Source organism: Nostoc foliaceum FACHB-393, assembly GCF_014698505.1.
GTDB classification, from domain to species: Bacteria; Cyanobacteriota; Cyanobacteriia; order Cyanobacteriales; family Nostocaceae; genus Nostoc; species Nostoc foliaceum_A.
In genome coordinates, this window is sequence record NZ_JACJTD010000015.1 from 92733 (window position 1) to 106537 (window position 13805).

At 43.1% G+C, this 13805-nt stretch carries 11 protein-coding genes and 1 tRNA gene; 3 read left to right on the forward strand and 9 right to left on the reverse strand.

Features of this window, described 5'->3' with window-relative positions; genetic code table 11:
* Positions 1-178: 178 nt before the first annotated feature.
* From H6G92_RS14635 to topA, 4 genes are all read right to left on the reverse strand, one after another.
* Positions 179-1123, reverse strand: a complete 945-nt coding sequence (locus tag H6G92_RS14635) for an ADP-ribosylglycohydrolase family protein (protein WP_199344823.1) — start codon at positions 1121-1123, stop codon at positions 179-181.
* A gap of 150 nt (positions 1124-1273) precedes the next feature.
* Positions 1274-1774 (reverse strand): type II 3-dehydroquinate dehydratase, encoded by a 501-nt coding sequence (gene aroQ, locus H6G92_RS14640; RefSeq protein WP_190894405.1) that lies wholly within the window; start codon positions 1772-1774, stop codon positions 1274-1276.
* Positions 1749-1889, reverse strand: a complete 141-nt coding sequence (locus tag H6G92_RS14645) for a hypothetical protein (RefSeq protein WP_167407621.1) — start codon at positions 1887-1889, stop codon at positions 1749-1751. The genes aroQ and H6G92_RS14645 overlap by 26 nt, the downstream gene beginning before the upstream one ends.
* A 257-nt stretch (positions 1890-2146) precedes the next feature.
* Positions 2147-4795, reverse strand: a complete 2649-nt coding sequence (topA, locus tag H6G92_RS14650; protein WP_190894406.1) for a type I DNA topoisomerase — start codon at positions 4793-4795, stop codon at positions 2147-2149.
* Positions 4796-5209: 414 nt separating this feature from the next.
* Between topA and H6G92_RS14655 the strand changes: the two genes are divergently transcribed.
* Both H6G92_RS14655 and H6G92_RS40290 read left to right on the forward strand, forming a co-directional pair.
* Entirely contained in the window at positions 5210-5503 is a 294-nt protein-coding gene (locus H6G92_RS14655) for a hypothetical protein (RefSeq protein WP_190894407.1), read from the forward strand.
* Positions 5504-6177: 674 nt separating this feature from the next.
* Complete coding sequence (locus tag H6G92_RS40290; protein WP_277926745.1) at positions 6178-6303, forward strand: hypothetical protein; 126 nt, start codon at positions 6178-6180, stop codon at positions 6301-6303.
* Between the two features lie 162 nt (positions 6304-6465).
* On the opposite strand, the gene H6G92_RS14660 is transcribed toward H6G92_RS40290, so the two are convergent.
* From H6G92_RS14660 to H6G92_RS14675, 4 genes are all read right to left on the reverse strand, one after another.
* Positions 6466-6538 (reverse strand) — tRNA-Phe (locus tag H6G92_RS14660).
* A gap of 75 nt (positions 6539-6613) precedes the next feature.
* Positions 6614-7495: a metal ABC transporter permease gene (locus H6G92_RS14665; protein WP_190894408.1), complete on the reverse strand. Its 882-nt coding sequence runs from the start codon at positions 7493-7495 to the stop codon at positions 6614-6616.
* Positions 7496-7521: 26 nt separating this feature from the next.
* The gene (locus H6G92_RS14670) at positions 7522-8298 is read right to left on the reverse strand and encodes a metal ABC transporter ATP-binding protein (RefSeq protein ID WP_190894409.1); all 777 of its coding nucleotides are present in this window, start codon (positions 8296-8298) and stop codon (positions 7522-7524) included.
* A 43-nt stretch (positions 8299-8341) separates the two neighbouring features.
* Positions 8342-9289 carry a metal ABC transporter substrate-binding protein gene (locus H6G92_RS14675; RefSeq protein ID WP_190894443.1) on the reverse strand — a complete coding sequence of 316 codons (948 nt, stop codon included), beginning with the start codon at positions 9287-9289 and terminating at the stop codon, positions 8342-8344.
* Positions 9290-9685: 396 nt separating this feature from the next.
* Here H6G92_RS14675 and H6G92_RS14680 point away from each other — a divergent pair, with 396 nt between their 5' ends.
* Positions 9686-11305, forward strand: a complete 1620-nt coding sequence (locus tag H6G92_RS14680; RefSeq protein ID WP_190894410.1) for an iron uptake porin — start codon at positions 9686-9688, stop codon at positions 11303-11305.
* A 522-nt stretch (positions 11306-11827) separates the two neighbouring features.
* On the opposite strand, the gene H6G92_RS14685 is transcribed toward H6G92_RS14680, so the two are convergent.
* Positions 11828-13555: an Rqc2 family fibronectin-binding protein gene (locus tag H6G92_RS14685; RefSeq protein ID WP_190894411.1), complete on the reverse strand. Its 1728-nt coding sequence runs from the start codon at positions 13553-13555 to the stop codon at positions 11828-11830.
* Positions 13556-13805 lie beyond the last annotated feature (250 nt).

The following is a 13805-nucleotide window of genomic DNA, read 5'->3' on the forward strand; positions in this document are numbered from 1 at the left end:
CTGAAAAATTCTAGTATATAAGACTAATACACTATAAGGTGATTCTGCCCCAAGCCTTGTTAATTGAGATGTTAGCTGGATTTGCGCCAAGCTGTACGACTTAGTTTTTTTAGTATATTGGCTAGATTAGTAATTTTCGGCGTTTAATACCCGCACCGTTGTTCGGTGAAATATAGGATTAACGCGACCGAATAACGCGAGGAGCTGCGTAAACTGAAAGCAGAGCCACCTCACATTCCTCCTCTGTTAATTCCCTTGGCTTTAAAGCAATATCATACACTCCTGACCATACCGCCACAAATGCATCGGTCAATTCTAACATTTGGGAAAAGCTAGTTAATCCCCATGTTGGAGAATTTCTCTGTAACAGCAAGACTTGCCAATTTACGGGAATTCCGCTTATACCGTTATATGCTCCTGATAAAGCACCAGTAATTGCACTTATAGCCTGTGACTTTAGAGGCGTAGTATCTTGCACATTAAAATTGCTATTGTGAGTAGCCTGCAAAAGTGACAGGCGAAAGTCTTCCAAGGTACTCAAAAAGCAATAAAATGCCATAGCGATACTGTGACTGAATTTTTCTTCTCTAGCAAACTCAGCTTGCGCTCTTGACAATCCAGCCCCTTGCTCTAACAAACTCTGAACTTTTAATAATTTTTTTGGTATTGATGTCGGCGTTTCTCCGAGAAAAGAAATTATTTGCGGAATAAGGGTTAAGGGGTGGAGTTTTTCAGTTAGAGCAAGAGCGATCGCATATCCTACTGCTAGTGTTCCATCACGTACTACTAGGTCATCCTCCCAAATTTTTAGCACATGCAGCAAGTTTTGCCGGAGCTTAATCGGATTTTCGTGAAAAAAAAGTGCTACTGGTAGTGTGGCAATAATTATTTTTGTTGATATGTCATCAGCTGCGGCTATGTGAAGAGATTCTTGTTGCTGACGCCCTACCCAATCATCTAAATCTAATCTACCCAACTCAATCAAACTCTGGGTACCCAGAACCGCCATTCTGCCCAAATCTGAGTAACTCTGAGACTGTATTTTACCACCAGCGGCTAAACTTCCCCCCAGGAATGCTCCGAGTAAAGTACCTCTAAACCGACTTATAGGAGAATAACGCATATAATTTTGGATTTTGGATTTAATAATTAATCCAACATGAGTTCGATAAAACTCTCAGAAGTCTTTTGATTCAGCCCATTAGGCAAAAACCATATGAGCCGTTGAACTCACATTAATCCAAATTCCGAAACCTTCAACTTTAAAATCGATTCATTTTTCATCTTTTCTTAAAAAAGTTACCAAAGCTTGTAAGCCCAACAAGTAACTTTGGACACCAAAACCACTTATTTGCCCTATCGCTACAGGGGCGATGTATGAATGATGGCGAAAATCTTCCCGACGGTAAATATTACTCAGATGTACTTCTACTGTGGGTAAGTTAACAGCAGCGATCGCATCTCGCAATGCCACACTTGTGTGCGTATATGCCCCTGCATTAATCAAGATTCCCTGATATATTCCTAATGCGCCATGAATAGTATCTACCAATATTCCTTCATGATTTGACTGCACAGAAAAAACTTTCGCCTGTATCTTGAAACCCTCTTCTTCTAACAGGCGGTTAATTTCAGCCAGTGTCAACGAACCATAAATTCCTGGTTCTCGCTGTCCTAGCAAATTTAAGTTAGGCCCATGCAGTGCCAGAATGCTTAAGGGTTGCAAAGTCGAGTTCAGCACTTTTGGTCTAGTGGCGACGACGCGAGCGGTCATTCACAGGAATCGGAATCAATTCCGGTTCCGGTTCAGCCTCTGGCCCTAACAGGCTTTCAATTAACCTACGTGCTAATTCCTTAACCTTTTCCAGCACCTTTTCTATATAGTCCATGAACTGACCGCTCCTGAGATACTACCTCAATTTTTGATTAACAGGTACGCAGAAAATGGCATATTTTCGCACCTCTGGCTTCCAACCGGGCTGATACACAATCCCGTGTTTGGGACATAAGCCACTTCTAAAATTTGGCGTTGTGTTTTCCCTTACTTTTTAGAGTATCACACTTGCAACCTACTGAACTGCATCCTATCAAGGATGAATATAAGGGTCAAGAGTTAAGGATCGGACTTTGGACTCTTGACTTGCAATTAACCTTCTGTCACCTTTTTTTTCGCAGTGGTTGTTGACTTAGCAGTTGACTTAGATTTGGAACTCGTTGATTTACTCGTTTTGCGAGTCGATTTTGCTGTCGATGCTTTAGCTGACAACAAGTTCAGCGCCTCAGCCAGGGTTATATTTTCTACCGTTTGTCCTTCTGGAATACTCACATTAGTTTTGCCATGCTTGATGTAAGGACCATAGGGGCCATCGTAGATGTTAATTGTTTCTCCGTCTTCTGGATGTGTACCCAATTCGCGTAAGGCTGCCTTGGACTTGCTGTTGGTGGAACTGCGTCCCTTTTTTGGCTCAGACAATAATTCCAATGCACGTTCTAAGCTAATTGTCAATACATTGTCAGCAGCTTTAAGGGAACGGTAATCTTTTCCCTCTTTACCCTGGTCATGAACGACATAAGGGCCAAAACGTCCTAAACTTGCTTGGATTTTGCCACTAGTGACTGGATGAACTCCTAATGTCCGGGGTAGTGCCAACAGACCAACAGCCATTTCCAGGGTAACGGTTTCTGGGGTAACACCTTTGAGTAGGGAGGCTTGTTTCGGTTTGGGGTTTTCGTCGGTTTTGTCACCCAATTGAACATAGGGCCCGTAAGCACCAATTTTTACATAAATCGGTTCGCCAGTTTCGGGATGCCGACCTACCTGGTCAGGGCCTGTGGTTTTTTGCCGCAGCAATACTTCTACCTGTTTGGGGTCGAGGTCTGCTGGTGTCAGGTCTTTGGGAATTGAGGCGGTGATAACTCCCTCACCATTTTCGACCTCAATGTAGGGGCCATATTTACCAATGCGGACTTTGGCATCTAGATTCTCCAGTTCTACAGTCCTAGCTTTGGTGGCATCAATTTGACTTTCCCGTTCTTTTACCAGAGTTTCCAGCCCTTTCTCTCCCAGATAGAATTGCTGCAAGTAGGGTAGCCATTTTGCTTCACCTGTGGCAATGTCATCAAGGGTTTGCTCCATCTTCGAGGTGAAGCTGGGATCAACGATGTCCGGGAAATGTTTTTCCAGCAAGTCGGTGACGGCGAAAGCGGTGAAGGTAGGAATGAGAGCGTTACTCACCAAATGGGCATAACCCTTGTCAATGATGGTGCCAATGATGCTGGCGTAGGTACTGGGACGACCGATACCTTCGCTTTCCAAGGTTTTCACCAAAGTCGCTTCGGTATATCTAGCTGGCGGTTGGGTTTCGTGCCCGACGGCTTCCAATTCTGTACAATCCGGATGATCTCCCACTTTCAGATTGGGCAAAATTACTTCCTGATCTTCCAGTGCTGCTTCCGGGTCGTCTGAGCCTTCAACATAGGCACGTAAGTATCCTGGAAATTCAATCCGTTTGCCAGAAGAACGAAATCCAGCATCCTCAACTTGCAATTGCACAGTAATTTGAGTTTGCCGGGAATCAGCCATTTGACAGGCGACAGTCCGCTTCCAAATCAAATCATAAACGGCAAGTTCTCGACCGCCCAAAGCAGTTTCTTGGGGGGTACGGAAGGTGCTACCCGCTGGACGAATTGCTTCGTGCGCCTCTTGTGCGCCTTTGGATTTGGTGGTGTATTGCCGGGGTTGGGGACTAAGGTATTGTTGACCGTAAAGCTTTTCTACACAACTCCGAGCAGCTGCGATCGCTTGATCTGACAAATGCACCGAATCTGTCCGCATATAGGTAATATACCCCTGCTCGTACAAATTCTGGGCAACCCGCATTGTGTCACGCGCTGAGAGGCGCAATTTCCGGTTAGATTCTTGTTGCAGGGTTGAGGTGGTGAACGGTGGCGCAGGTTTGCGCGTCACTGGGCGTTCCTCCATGTCGGTAACACTCCAGGTTTTCCCAGTTAGGCGTTCCTTGAGCGCTACCGCTTGGTCTTCGTTGAGCAGCAAGACATTGCGACCTGCGGTAATTTGTCCGGTTGTTGCGTCAAAATCGCTGCCGTTAGCGATTTTGGTTCCTGCCAATGTGACCAACTGGGAAGCAAAGGGGGTTTTTTCCTTTGACAAACTGGCTTTCAAATCCCAGTATGTACCTTCATGGAAAGCACGGCGTTGGCGTTCCCTAGTGACTAAAAGCCGCACGGCTACAGATTGCACTCGGCCGGCGGATAATCCCCAGGCGATTTTTTTCCATAGCAGTGGAGATAGGGTATAGCCTACCAGTCGATCTAAAATCCGCCGCGTTTCTTGGGCGCGAACCAACTGCTCATCGATATTACGGCAATTTTTCAGAGCTTTTTTGATCGCCTCTTGGGTAATTTCGTGAAACACCATCCGTTTAGTCGGAACTTTCGGCTTCAGCAATTGGTATAAATGCCAACTAATGCTTTCACCTTCCCGGTCTTCGTCCGTTGCCAGAATCAGTTCATCTACATCTTTGAGGGCATCTTTGAGCTGGGTAACAATTTTCTTTTTGTCTTTCGGGACAACATACACCGGTTCAAAGTCGGCGTCCACATTTACCCCTAGCTGCGCCCATGATTCCCCTTTGACGGCAGCGGGAATTTCACTAGCCGACTGGGGGAGGTCACGCACATGACCCATAGACGCCTCCACCCGATAGCCTGATGGCAGGTAGTTGCGAATGGTACGAGCTTTGGTTGGAGATTCGACGATGACGAGAGTTGACATGGAAATTTCAATAAAAAGAATAGCTACTAAGCTAAACAGTCAAATTGAGGTAATTTTTGCAAATTGTCAAGATAAAAGGTCACGCTTAGGGCGGTGATTTAATCCTCACATAAACTGCCTGCTTGGGATAAAATATGCTGAACTTATTGCCCAGTCTATCCCAGAGGTTAAAGGAGGGGAACGCTGGGTGTGAAGTTCCAGCTATTTCAATCTTTAACTTATCTAACGCATAATTGGCGACTACAGTTTTCAAAATACCCCGCAAGAAGTGTAATTTCATTGGGGAATAGGGAATGGCGAGTGGAGACAAGGAAAATAACCAATGCTCAATGCCTAAGAGCTTGTGCCAAAATTAAATCAAATTTGAGAGCAAAAGCGAAGTAGGGTTTGTACCCATGTCAGGAAAGCAAAACCATGCGACCAATTCGTCAAGGTGATGTAATATTACTGCCTGTGCAGCAAATTGAAGGACAAAAAATACCTCACTTAACTTTGGCAGAAGGCAAAGTTACAGGGCACAAGCATCGCATTACTGAGGGAAATACAGAATTATACGAGAAAGATAGCACACTCTATTTACGTGTGTTTTCAGAGTTGGCATTGCTTGCCCATGAGGAGCATAAAGCTATTTCTATTCCCCAAGGTGACTGGATGGTGAATATTCAACGGGAATATGAGCTTGAAGGTTGGCGTTATGTCGCTGATTGAAAAGTTAACGCCTCAGTAAGAGGCTTTAATTCCAGTTTATCGCCAGAAGTGGAGAGCGATCGCGCTTTCAACTGAGCGGATTGATAAAGAAAAGGTAGAGGAAGTTGTTAAAGCTGCATATACAGCTATCGGTAAACAACAGCCGGAAATTATTTTTTGTAACAGTCTTGATGCTGGGTTTAAAATTATTAAAAAACAACATAATAAATTAAATTGGAATAGCATAAACTTAAACAACAAGTTTATTAACACATTTATTCAAATTTAACTAATACGGGTTTAAATTTTTCCTATCAAATAAATACGCAAATAATTAGGCAATTAACTATTTTTGAACGAGGTATTATAGCAGTTATCACTTGGGTGCAGTACAGTTTTGACCTCTCGCCAAACCTATCTCCTACAAGGAGAGAGGCTTTGAGCGTTACTCCCCAACGCTAGTAGGGAAGGGTCTGGGGGTTAGGTCTGTATTCCATGCAATTGGTAACCGCTATATTACAGTAGAATATGTATTATAAGATAAATTAAAGTCTAAAATTAAATCTAAAATCATTTTAGACCTTCTAGCCAGAATTTGCCAATAATTACAAGCTATTGAATTAGATTTTTGGCAAGAATACACGTTATTCAAAATTGATGCTGATGTTGATGAAGAACCAATTTATTTATTAAAAATGACTTGCCCTAGCACAAGTTTTATTCACGCCTTGCGAGTTCCACCGAGTATGAACTCAGCGCGTGAAGCAATTCGCTGGGTAAATTGGGGAATAGAACCAGAAGAATTTGCTGTGCAAACATAATTGCTTAAGGGACTTTCTGCATTTAGAAATTGTTCATCTAGTTAAAAAAATCTCACACATAGCTGTTTTTTATACAAACTAAAATAGAATTATACTGTCATAACCGTGAGTTAAAAACAACAAACCCCTTGAAGTCTAAGGATTTCAAGGGGTTTATTTTGATGCCAGGAACCGGACTTGAACCGGTGACACGAGGATTTTCAGTCCTCTGCTCTACCAACTGAGCTATCCCGGCTGGGGCTTTTGTGAGCCACGATTAATAAATGTAGCAAACATCAAAGAATATAGCAAGGCCTTGGAGAAAAATAATTTATGCAGCTTTCAATCTCAGCTTGAACCAGATGAAAACGGCTACAAATAGTAGAAACTGCACAAGAACAATACTCGGGCCAGAAGCAAGGTTGAAAATACCTGAGACAATGATGCCAGCAATGCTGCTGATGGAACCAACTATCACCGACATGATTAGAAAGCGGCTAAAATGGTGACTCATCAGTTTGGCGGTGGAGGCGGGAATAACCAAAAAGGCATTGACCAGTAAAACACCGACAGCTTTAATCGCTACAGCAACGGCGAGTGAAAGCAAGACCACAAAGACATAGCGGTACAATTGGACAGGAATACCTTGAACTTGAGCTACATCGGGGTTAAGGGTCAATAAAATTTGCTGCCGTAGAGTTGATAGTAAAAATATGCTACCTCCCACAAGTACCAGCAGCGTCAAAATCAAATCTGTGGTATCGATCGCCAGAATATCGCCAAACAGCACAGCCATCAAGCTGCCACGATATCCTTTTATTAGACTGGTAAGAATTATACCGATCGCTAATGCCCCAGATAGCACTATGCTCAATACGCTATCGCTACCTAAGTCGGTTTTGTCGATAAAGTAGAGGACAATAACGCCAAAAACTAAGGTAAAAGGTAACAGCATCCAAGTAGGATTTACTTGTAGCAGCACGCCTAACGCCACACCTACTAATGCTGCATGACCAACTGCGTGGCTGAAAAAGGACAACTGGCGCAAGGTGACAAAACTACCCAACATTCCACCAAGTATTCCCATTAACACAGCACCTACAATCGCACGCTGCATAAAAGGCAATAGGAATAACTCTACCAAGTCATTCCTATTTGCGATCGCAAGCCAAGCTATCTGACAATCATTGAAGAAATCTATAATTACTAGCATCTTTCATTGTTTAATTACGAATTATTTTAATGTTGATGCTGGTAGCGACTAAAACCTGGGCCATAGGTTGCTAACAGGTTTTGCGGTGAAAGGGCAATTTCTGGCTTACCAGTACAAACAATGCTTTGGTTTAGGCAAAGCACGCGATCGCAATGGCGATTTACCATATCAATATCATGAGAAACTTGCAATACTGTCCAACCCTCCTCACGCTTTAATTCATTTAGCAAAGCGTAAAAGTCTGCTGAACCTTGCACATCAACACCAGCAAAGGCTTCATCTAGTACCAACAGTTTCCGAGGCATTACCAGACAATAAGCCAACAAAACCCGCTTGAGTTGACCACCGCTAAGGGTACCAATAGCTTGATGCTGTAAATGATAAGCATCGGTTCGTCGTAAAGCTTCTACCACTGCTGCCGATTTTTCGTGGTCTTGTCTCCACAGCCTGGAAAAAAAAGAATCCCCCCTTTTACCTTGATTTACCCATCCCAGTCCCACTAATTCGCTGACGGAAATAGGAAAGCTGCGGTCAAAGATGAAATTTTGCGGCATATAGCCCAACAAAGGACGTAAACGCCCCAGTTTTGCAATTGGGCGACCCAATATTTCAATCGTACCAGCCCTTCGAGGTATCAAATCTAAAACCGCTTTTACTAGGGTACTTTTACCAGCACCATTGGGGCCAACTATGGCTGTATCTGTTCCTGGCAATAATTCAAAGGAAACATCTCGAACAGCTAGATAGCTGCCTTGATAGACAGTTAATCCTTCTACTTTCAAAATAGCAATGTCATTGGTCATTGGTCATTGGTCATTGGTCATTTGTAAAGGACAACTAGCAAACTTATTTACACGCCGTTTCTAGAGTTTGCAAGTTAGCTTTCATAGCCTTGAAATACTGCTGTGGTTCTGTTGCGCCAGTTTCTAATGAATCTAGCGTCTGCAAAGTTAATTTTAAATCTTGAGAGAGGGTGGTTAGTAATTTGTTATCTACTCCTGGTTCACTAAATAAAGCCTTAACTTTGTACTTTTTTACGGCATTGACTGCATTTTGCACATCCGTTGGTGAAAGTTGATCTTCGGGAATTTGCACCACAGCAACTTGCTTGAGGTTATAGCGTTTAGCTAAATATGGAAACGCGTCATGGAAGGTAATAAAGGTGCAACTAGGAGTTTTCTGCAAAGTCTGCTGAAATTCACTATTTAAACTTTCTAATTCTTTAATATAAGCCGCAGCATTGGCCTCATAAGTACCTTTATTCGCCGGATCGGCAGCAATTAATCCATCTCGAATATTAGTTACCTGCTGTTTTGCCAAAACTGGATCCAACCAAACGTGTGGATTCCCTTGGGCATGTTCATGGTCGTGGTCTTTTTCTTCTTTGGCCGTTTTCACAACGGGTGAAATTTCATTTAAAGGTTTAATACCTTGGCTAGCATCAATTTCAGCTAATTTGGTGTTCTGGGCATTTTTGACAGTATTTTTTAGAAACTCCTCTAAACCTAAACCATTTTTTACTAACACATTCGCAGTTGCGATCGCTTTGACATTTTCTGGTGTCGCTTGGTATTCATGTACCTCCGTACCAGGTGGCACTAGTATTTCTACATCTGCTACATTTCCAGCTACTGCCTTAGTAAATAAATATATCGGCAAAAATGTCGTCACTACTTTCGTTTTTCCCGACTGTGCCTGTGGGGTAGAGACAGCTTCCTGTGCTTGCGGCGACTGTTCGGAAGTTCTTCCCTGATTCGGATTCGATTCGCTACAGCCAGTAGCCATTGACAACATTAGCACAGCAATTATGGGCAAGATGCCGCTTCTTTGCCTGCCTGTTCTAAGCTCTCTGCAATTCACAATCACGGTCTTTTCTCCTCAAAACGGATGCTGACTCTGCCTGTGTCACAATCCCTATTGGCAATGAGACACAATTTTATATTTTAGACTATAATAATTCTCATTCTCATTTAAAATACATAATATCATTCTGAGTTTCCTGTGTAATGAGTAACAACAAAACTGTTTTAGACGGTACATCTTAGTTTTCCCTAAATAATTAGGATCTCTTGACTTTTTTTGTTAAAAAGTTTGCTTACTTCTGATAAGATTACTGACAAATATTTTCATAAAATACACGTTTTTTAAACGTGCTTTGGGTGTGAATTGGAGATCAGTGTGAGGAGAAAAATGCAAAAATTCTGTAGATATCTGCTAGTTAGTCCAGCAGTCTGCGGTGTAATGTTATTTGTAAATACTGCTACATTTGCAGGTGAAATATCCGGTAAATCTGAAATCAATCAACCGCAAGTTTTAGCTAATCCAGACACAGAAGTTCAGAACATAGCGCCAGATCAGACAATAGGGCAAGTTACCTCTGTGTCTCAATTTTCCGACGTACAACCCACCGACTGGGCATTCCAGGCATTGCAGTCCTTGGTTGAGCGTTATGGCTGTATTGCAGGATATCCAAATAGCACTTATCGGGGAAATCGGGCATTAACACGATATGAGTTTGCAGCTGGTTTGAATGCTTGTCTTGATCGCGTCAACGAACTAATTGCTACAGCCACTGGCGATTTAGTTAATAAAGAAGATTTAGCCACATTACAAAAGCTGCAAGAAGATTATTCAGCCGAACTAGCGACACTCCGAGGTCGTGTGGATGCAGTAGAAGCACGCACTGCTGAATTAGAGGCGAATCAGTTCTCAACCACAACCAAACTGCAAGGACAAGTTGTCGCAGTTGTCAGCGATGTTTTGTCAGGAAATACAGTCAACGGTGCGGAAATTACAGATGAAAATACAACTTTAGGGGTACGAGCACGGGTAGAATTTGTGACCAGCTTCACAGGACAAGATACGCTGTTCACCAGAATCCAGGCTAATAATATTCTCAGCCCTAACATTGGTACACCAGAAGGTAACTTATTCTTTGCTGGCGAGGATGGTACTACTAATGCTGCGATAGATGCACTGTTCTACAGATTTCCCTTGGGCGAAAAAACACAGGTTATCGCTATTGCTAACGCAGGTGCAGCAGACGACCTTACCACCACTGTCAATCTCTTTGATGGTGATGGGGCGTTTGGTGCTTTGTCCACCTTTGGTACACGCAACCCAATTTATAGCCAGATAGGTGGCGCGGGGTTGGGAGTAACCCACGAGTTCAGTGACAAATTAGCACTCAGTCTAGGGTATTTGAGTGGTACAGCGAATGACCCTACACCCAATAATGGTTTGTTTAATGGTTCTTACGGTGCGCTGGCACAGTTGACTGTTAAACCAAGCGATCGCATTACTGTTGGTTTAACTTACATTAATTCTTATAATCAACCATTACTCACGGGTAGCAATGCAGCAACTCTCACGCCCTTGGATTTAGATGCCGATGGTACGCTAGATTCCCGATTTTCCAGCAATTCTTATGGTGTGCAAGCATCCATTGGCATCACGGATAACATCGTCTTGGGTGGTTGGGCTGGATACACCAACAGCCGTACCTTGACTGGCAACCGTGGAGAAGTTGATATTTGGAACTATGCCGTTACCCTCGGCTTCCCTGACCTCGGTAAAAAAGGAAGTTTAGCCGGTATTATTGCTGGCGTGGAACCTAGATTAACAAATTCTAACATCGCAGGATTGGATAGCGATCCCGATACATCCTATCATCTTGAAGCGTTCTACCAGTATAAGCTGAGTGACAATATCACCATTACTCCAGGAGTCATCTGGTTAACATCCCCAGACCACAACAATAACAATGATGATGTTGTTATTGGTGCACTACGAACCACATTCAGTTTCTAATTTTTAAAATCTTAAAAGAAGACGCAAAGGATAAATTTGCGTCTTTTCTTTGGTATTTAGTCTCAAAAATAAAACTCAAAGCTAACGCCAAACCTAACTCCCAGCCCCTCAAGACCATGAAAGAGGAATGGAAATGAGGTTATCCAGATAAGAATGAAAAGTCAGTGAAGTTACTAACCATAGATGCTCAAAGTGTTTGTAGTGAGTTATCGGATAACCAATTTATGAGCACTTTAAATACAAAAAGACCAGCCTCCCACAGCTGGTCTATAAAATGTTTTTTTGCGTTGTCTTCTCAAGAGAGTTAAAACCCAATTGCGCGTTCCCAAAATGCAACGGGCAACTTTTCTTAACAATATTGTAACAGTCAACACAGACTTTTCGTGAAATTTCATCAAAAAAAGATACGAGCAAAGCTTAAAAGCTTCTATCTATTAGGATAATTCAGCTAATCACGGGGTATAGATGGGTGAGGTGAGGAGGATAAGGGAGTAGCGGGAGCAAGCGGGAAAAAACCAATGCCTAATGACTAATGACTATTTGTGGTTTTCCCCAGAGGATGCTCTCCTGCTTGTAAATGGCAATTCCTGGTTTTGCTCCTTTGGGTTTGTAGACATGTTTTAGCTGGGTATAAACTACTGGCACTTGCTCACTCTGACGAGCGCGACTGTAGTATGCGGCAAGATTAGCTACAAATTGCAAATCAGCTTCTTCTGCTACAGTACCTGGTTCTAGACGTAGTAATACATGACTCCCTGGAATTTCTTGAGCGTGAAACCATAGGTCATAATCCCCAGCTACACGAAACGTTAATTGGTCATTCTGGCGATTGTTGCGACCGATTAATACTTCAAAGCCGTTAGGGGTAACATAACGATGAAAGTTGGTGCTGGGGGGTTCGTTTGCACTGCGGCTACGGTATTCTGGATCTTCTAGATACTTTTGCCCAATCAACTCTTCGCGGATTTCTTCTAAAGCTCGCAAATCTTCTGCTGTTTGGTAGGTGTCTATTTGAGTGATCGCAGCTTCTACTTGTTCTAAATACTCAATTTCTGTCTGTACTTCCAATAGTAACGGTTCGACAGCAGCACGAGCGCGTTTGAGTTTTTGGTGCTGTTTATAAAGACTTTGGGCATTTTGGACAGCATTTTTATCTGGTTGGAGAGCGATCGCTACTGGCAAATTTGTATCAAAATCAGCAAGGATCATTTCTTTCATCCCCGGTTCCCAGTTTTGCAAGTGAGCCATCAATAAATCAGCTTTCTGTCGATACTCATCGGCTTGATCTGATTGCTGCAAGCGCGTCTTAAAGGTTTGAGCTTTATTCCGTAGTTTCGTGAGAATATTATTCAATTTCTGACTCAACTGATGGCGCAATTGGGAAAATAACTGTTGGTCAATTTGGTTACTGTAGTAGCGGTTGAGTAACTCTTGGATATCTTTGACCTTTTCAACTGCACCCCAACCCATTACGGTGTAGCCATCTTTTGTCCAAGCGGGTTGAAATTTACTGGAATTCAAAGCTTGCAGCCATTCTTGCCAGCGCTCAAACAACCGTCGCCAGTCGTCTGAGTTGAGAGTATCGGTGGATGTTTCTGGTGCGATATTTGCTTCTAGCAGCATTAACTCTAGCAATGCTGCACTCAAGCCACTATAACTTTTCAGCAATTGCCGCTTGATTGCTCCTGGCACTAAACTTACCCGTTCTTGCCAACGTTCTTGTGATTCGTTCAAACTGGGGACAGTCCCAGTCAGTTTTGGCGGTGTTTCATAAGGTTGTCCGGTTTGGATGGGACGGACACTAGATTGTTGCTGACTGACTTGATGAGCAGCAGTGATAATTATATTGTTGGCATCGGTGAGAATGACGTTGCTATACTTGCCCATGATTTCTGCATAGACATGATATAGGGCGCTTTCTCCGGGACGACGGGCAAATTGCAAATCAATAACCCGCTCCCAAGGGGCGATCGCTTCAATAGCTACCAGTGCTAAACCACTCAATTGGTGTATCAGTTGTTGGCTAAAGGTAAAAGTATCTGGCGATCGCGGTGGTGGATCGCCGATACAAATATGTGCAGCTTGGGGATGCCAAGAAATTTGTAGCCAATCTCGCTGTTTCAGGGTGCGTAATGCTATGGCAATAGTGTAGCGATCGCGCTGGTAAACCTGTTCTAAGCGTGATGGTAGCCAGTTAGCGCGGATTTCGCTACAAGCAGCTGTGAGAGTGGTAAAGTCAACTGGTTGCAAAGCGATTAGTTGTTAACATTCAAATGGTAGCGATCGCTATGCTTTTATCTTCGTTTAGTCAAAGCATAGCAGACCTCAACTATCATAGCGGTTACTTGGTTTGGTGATAGCTAATGTACTTCCAAACAAAAAAATATACGATCACTATAGAGGCACGGGGGCAGGGAGCAGGGAGCAGGGGGAGGGAAAGTCGTAGTGAAGTCCAGAAATTAGATAATTTATTTTTGGAGTTCCCTAACGCAAAAATCTA

Excerpts from the sequence above, each read along its gene's own strand:
- H6G92_RS14675 (WP_190894443.1), bottom strand. The coding sequence starts at position 9,289 with ATGTTGTCAATGGCTACTGGCTGTAGCGAATCGAATCCGAATCAGGGA.
- aroQ (WP_190894405.1), bottom strand. The coding sequence starts at position 1,774 with ATGACCGCTCGCGTCGTCGCCACTAGACCAAAAGTGCTGAACTCGACT.
- H6G92_RS14655 (WP_190894407.1), top strand. The coding sequence starts at position 5,210 with ATGCGACCAATTCGTCAAGGTGATGTAATATTACTGCCTGTGCAGCAA.
- H6G92_RS14680 (WP_190894410.1), top strand. The coding sequence starts at position 9,686 with ATGCAAAAATTCTGTAGATATCTGCTAGTTAGTCCAGCAGTCTGCGGT.
- H6G92_RS14645 (WP_167407621.1), bottom strand. The coding sequence starts at position 1,889 with ATGGACTATATAGAAAAGGTGCTGGAAAAGGTTAAGGAATTAGCACGT.
- H6G92_RS14670 (WP_190894409.1), bottom strand. The coding sequence starts at position 8,298 with ATGACCAATGACATTGCTATTTTGAAAGTAGAAGGATTAACTGTCTAT.
- H6G92_RS14665 (WP_190894408.1), bottom strand. The coding sequence starts at position 7,495 with ATGCTAGTAATTATAGATTTCTTCAATGATTGTCAGATAGCTTGGCTT.
- topA (WP_190894406.1), bottom strand. The coding sequence starts at position 4,795 with ATGTCAACTCTCGTCATCGTCGAATCTCCAACCAAAGCTCGTACCATT.
- H6G92_RS40290 (WP_277926745.1), top strand. The coding sequence starts at position 6,178 with ATGACTTGCCCTAGCACAAGTTTTATTCACGCCTTGCGAGTTCCACCG.
- H6G92_RS14635 (WP_199344823.1), bottom strand. The coding sequence starts at position 1,123 with ATGCGTTATTCTCCTATAAGTCGGTTTAGAGGTACTTTACTCGGAGCA.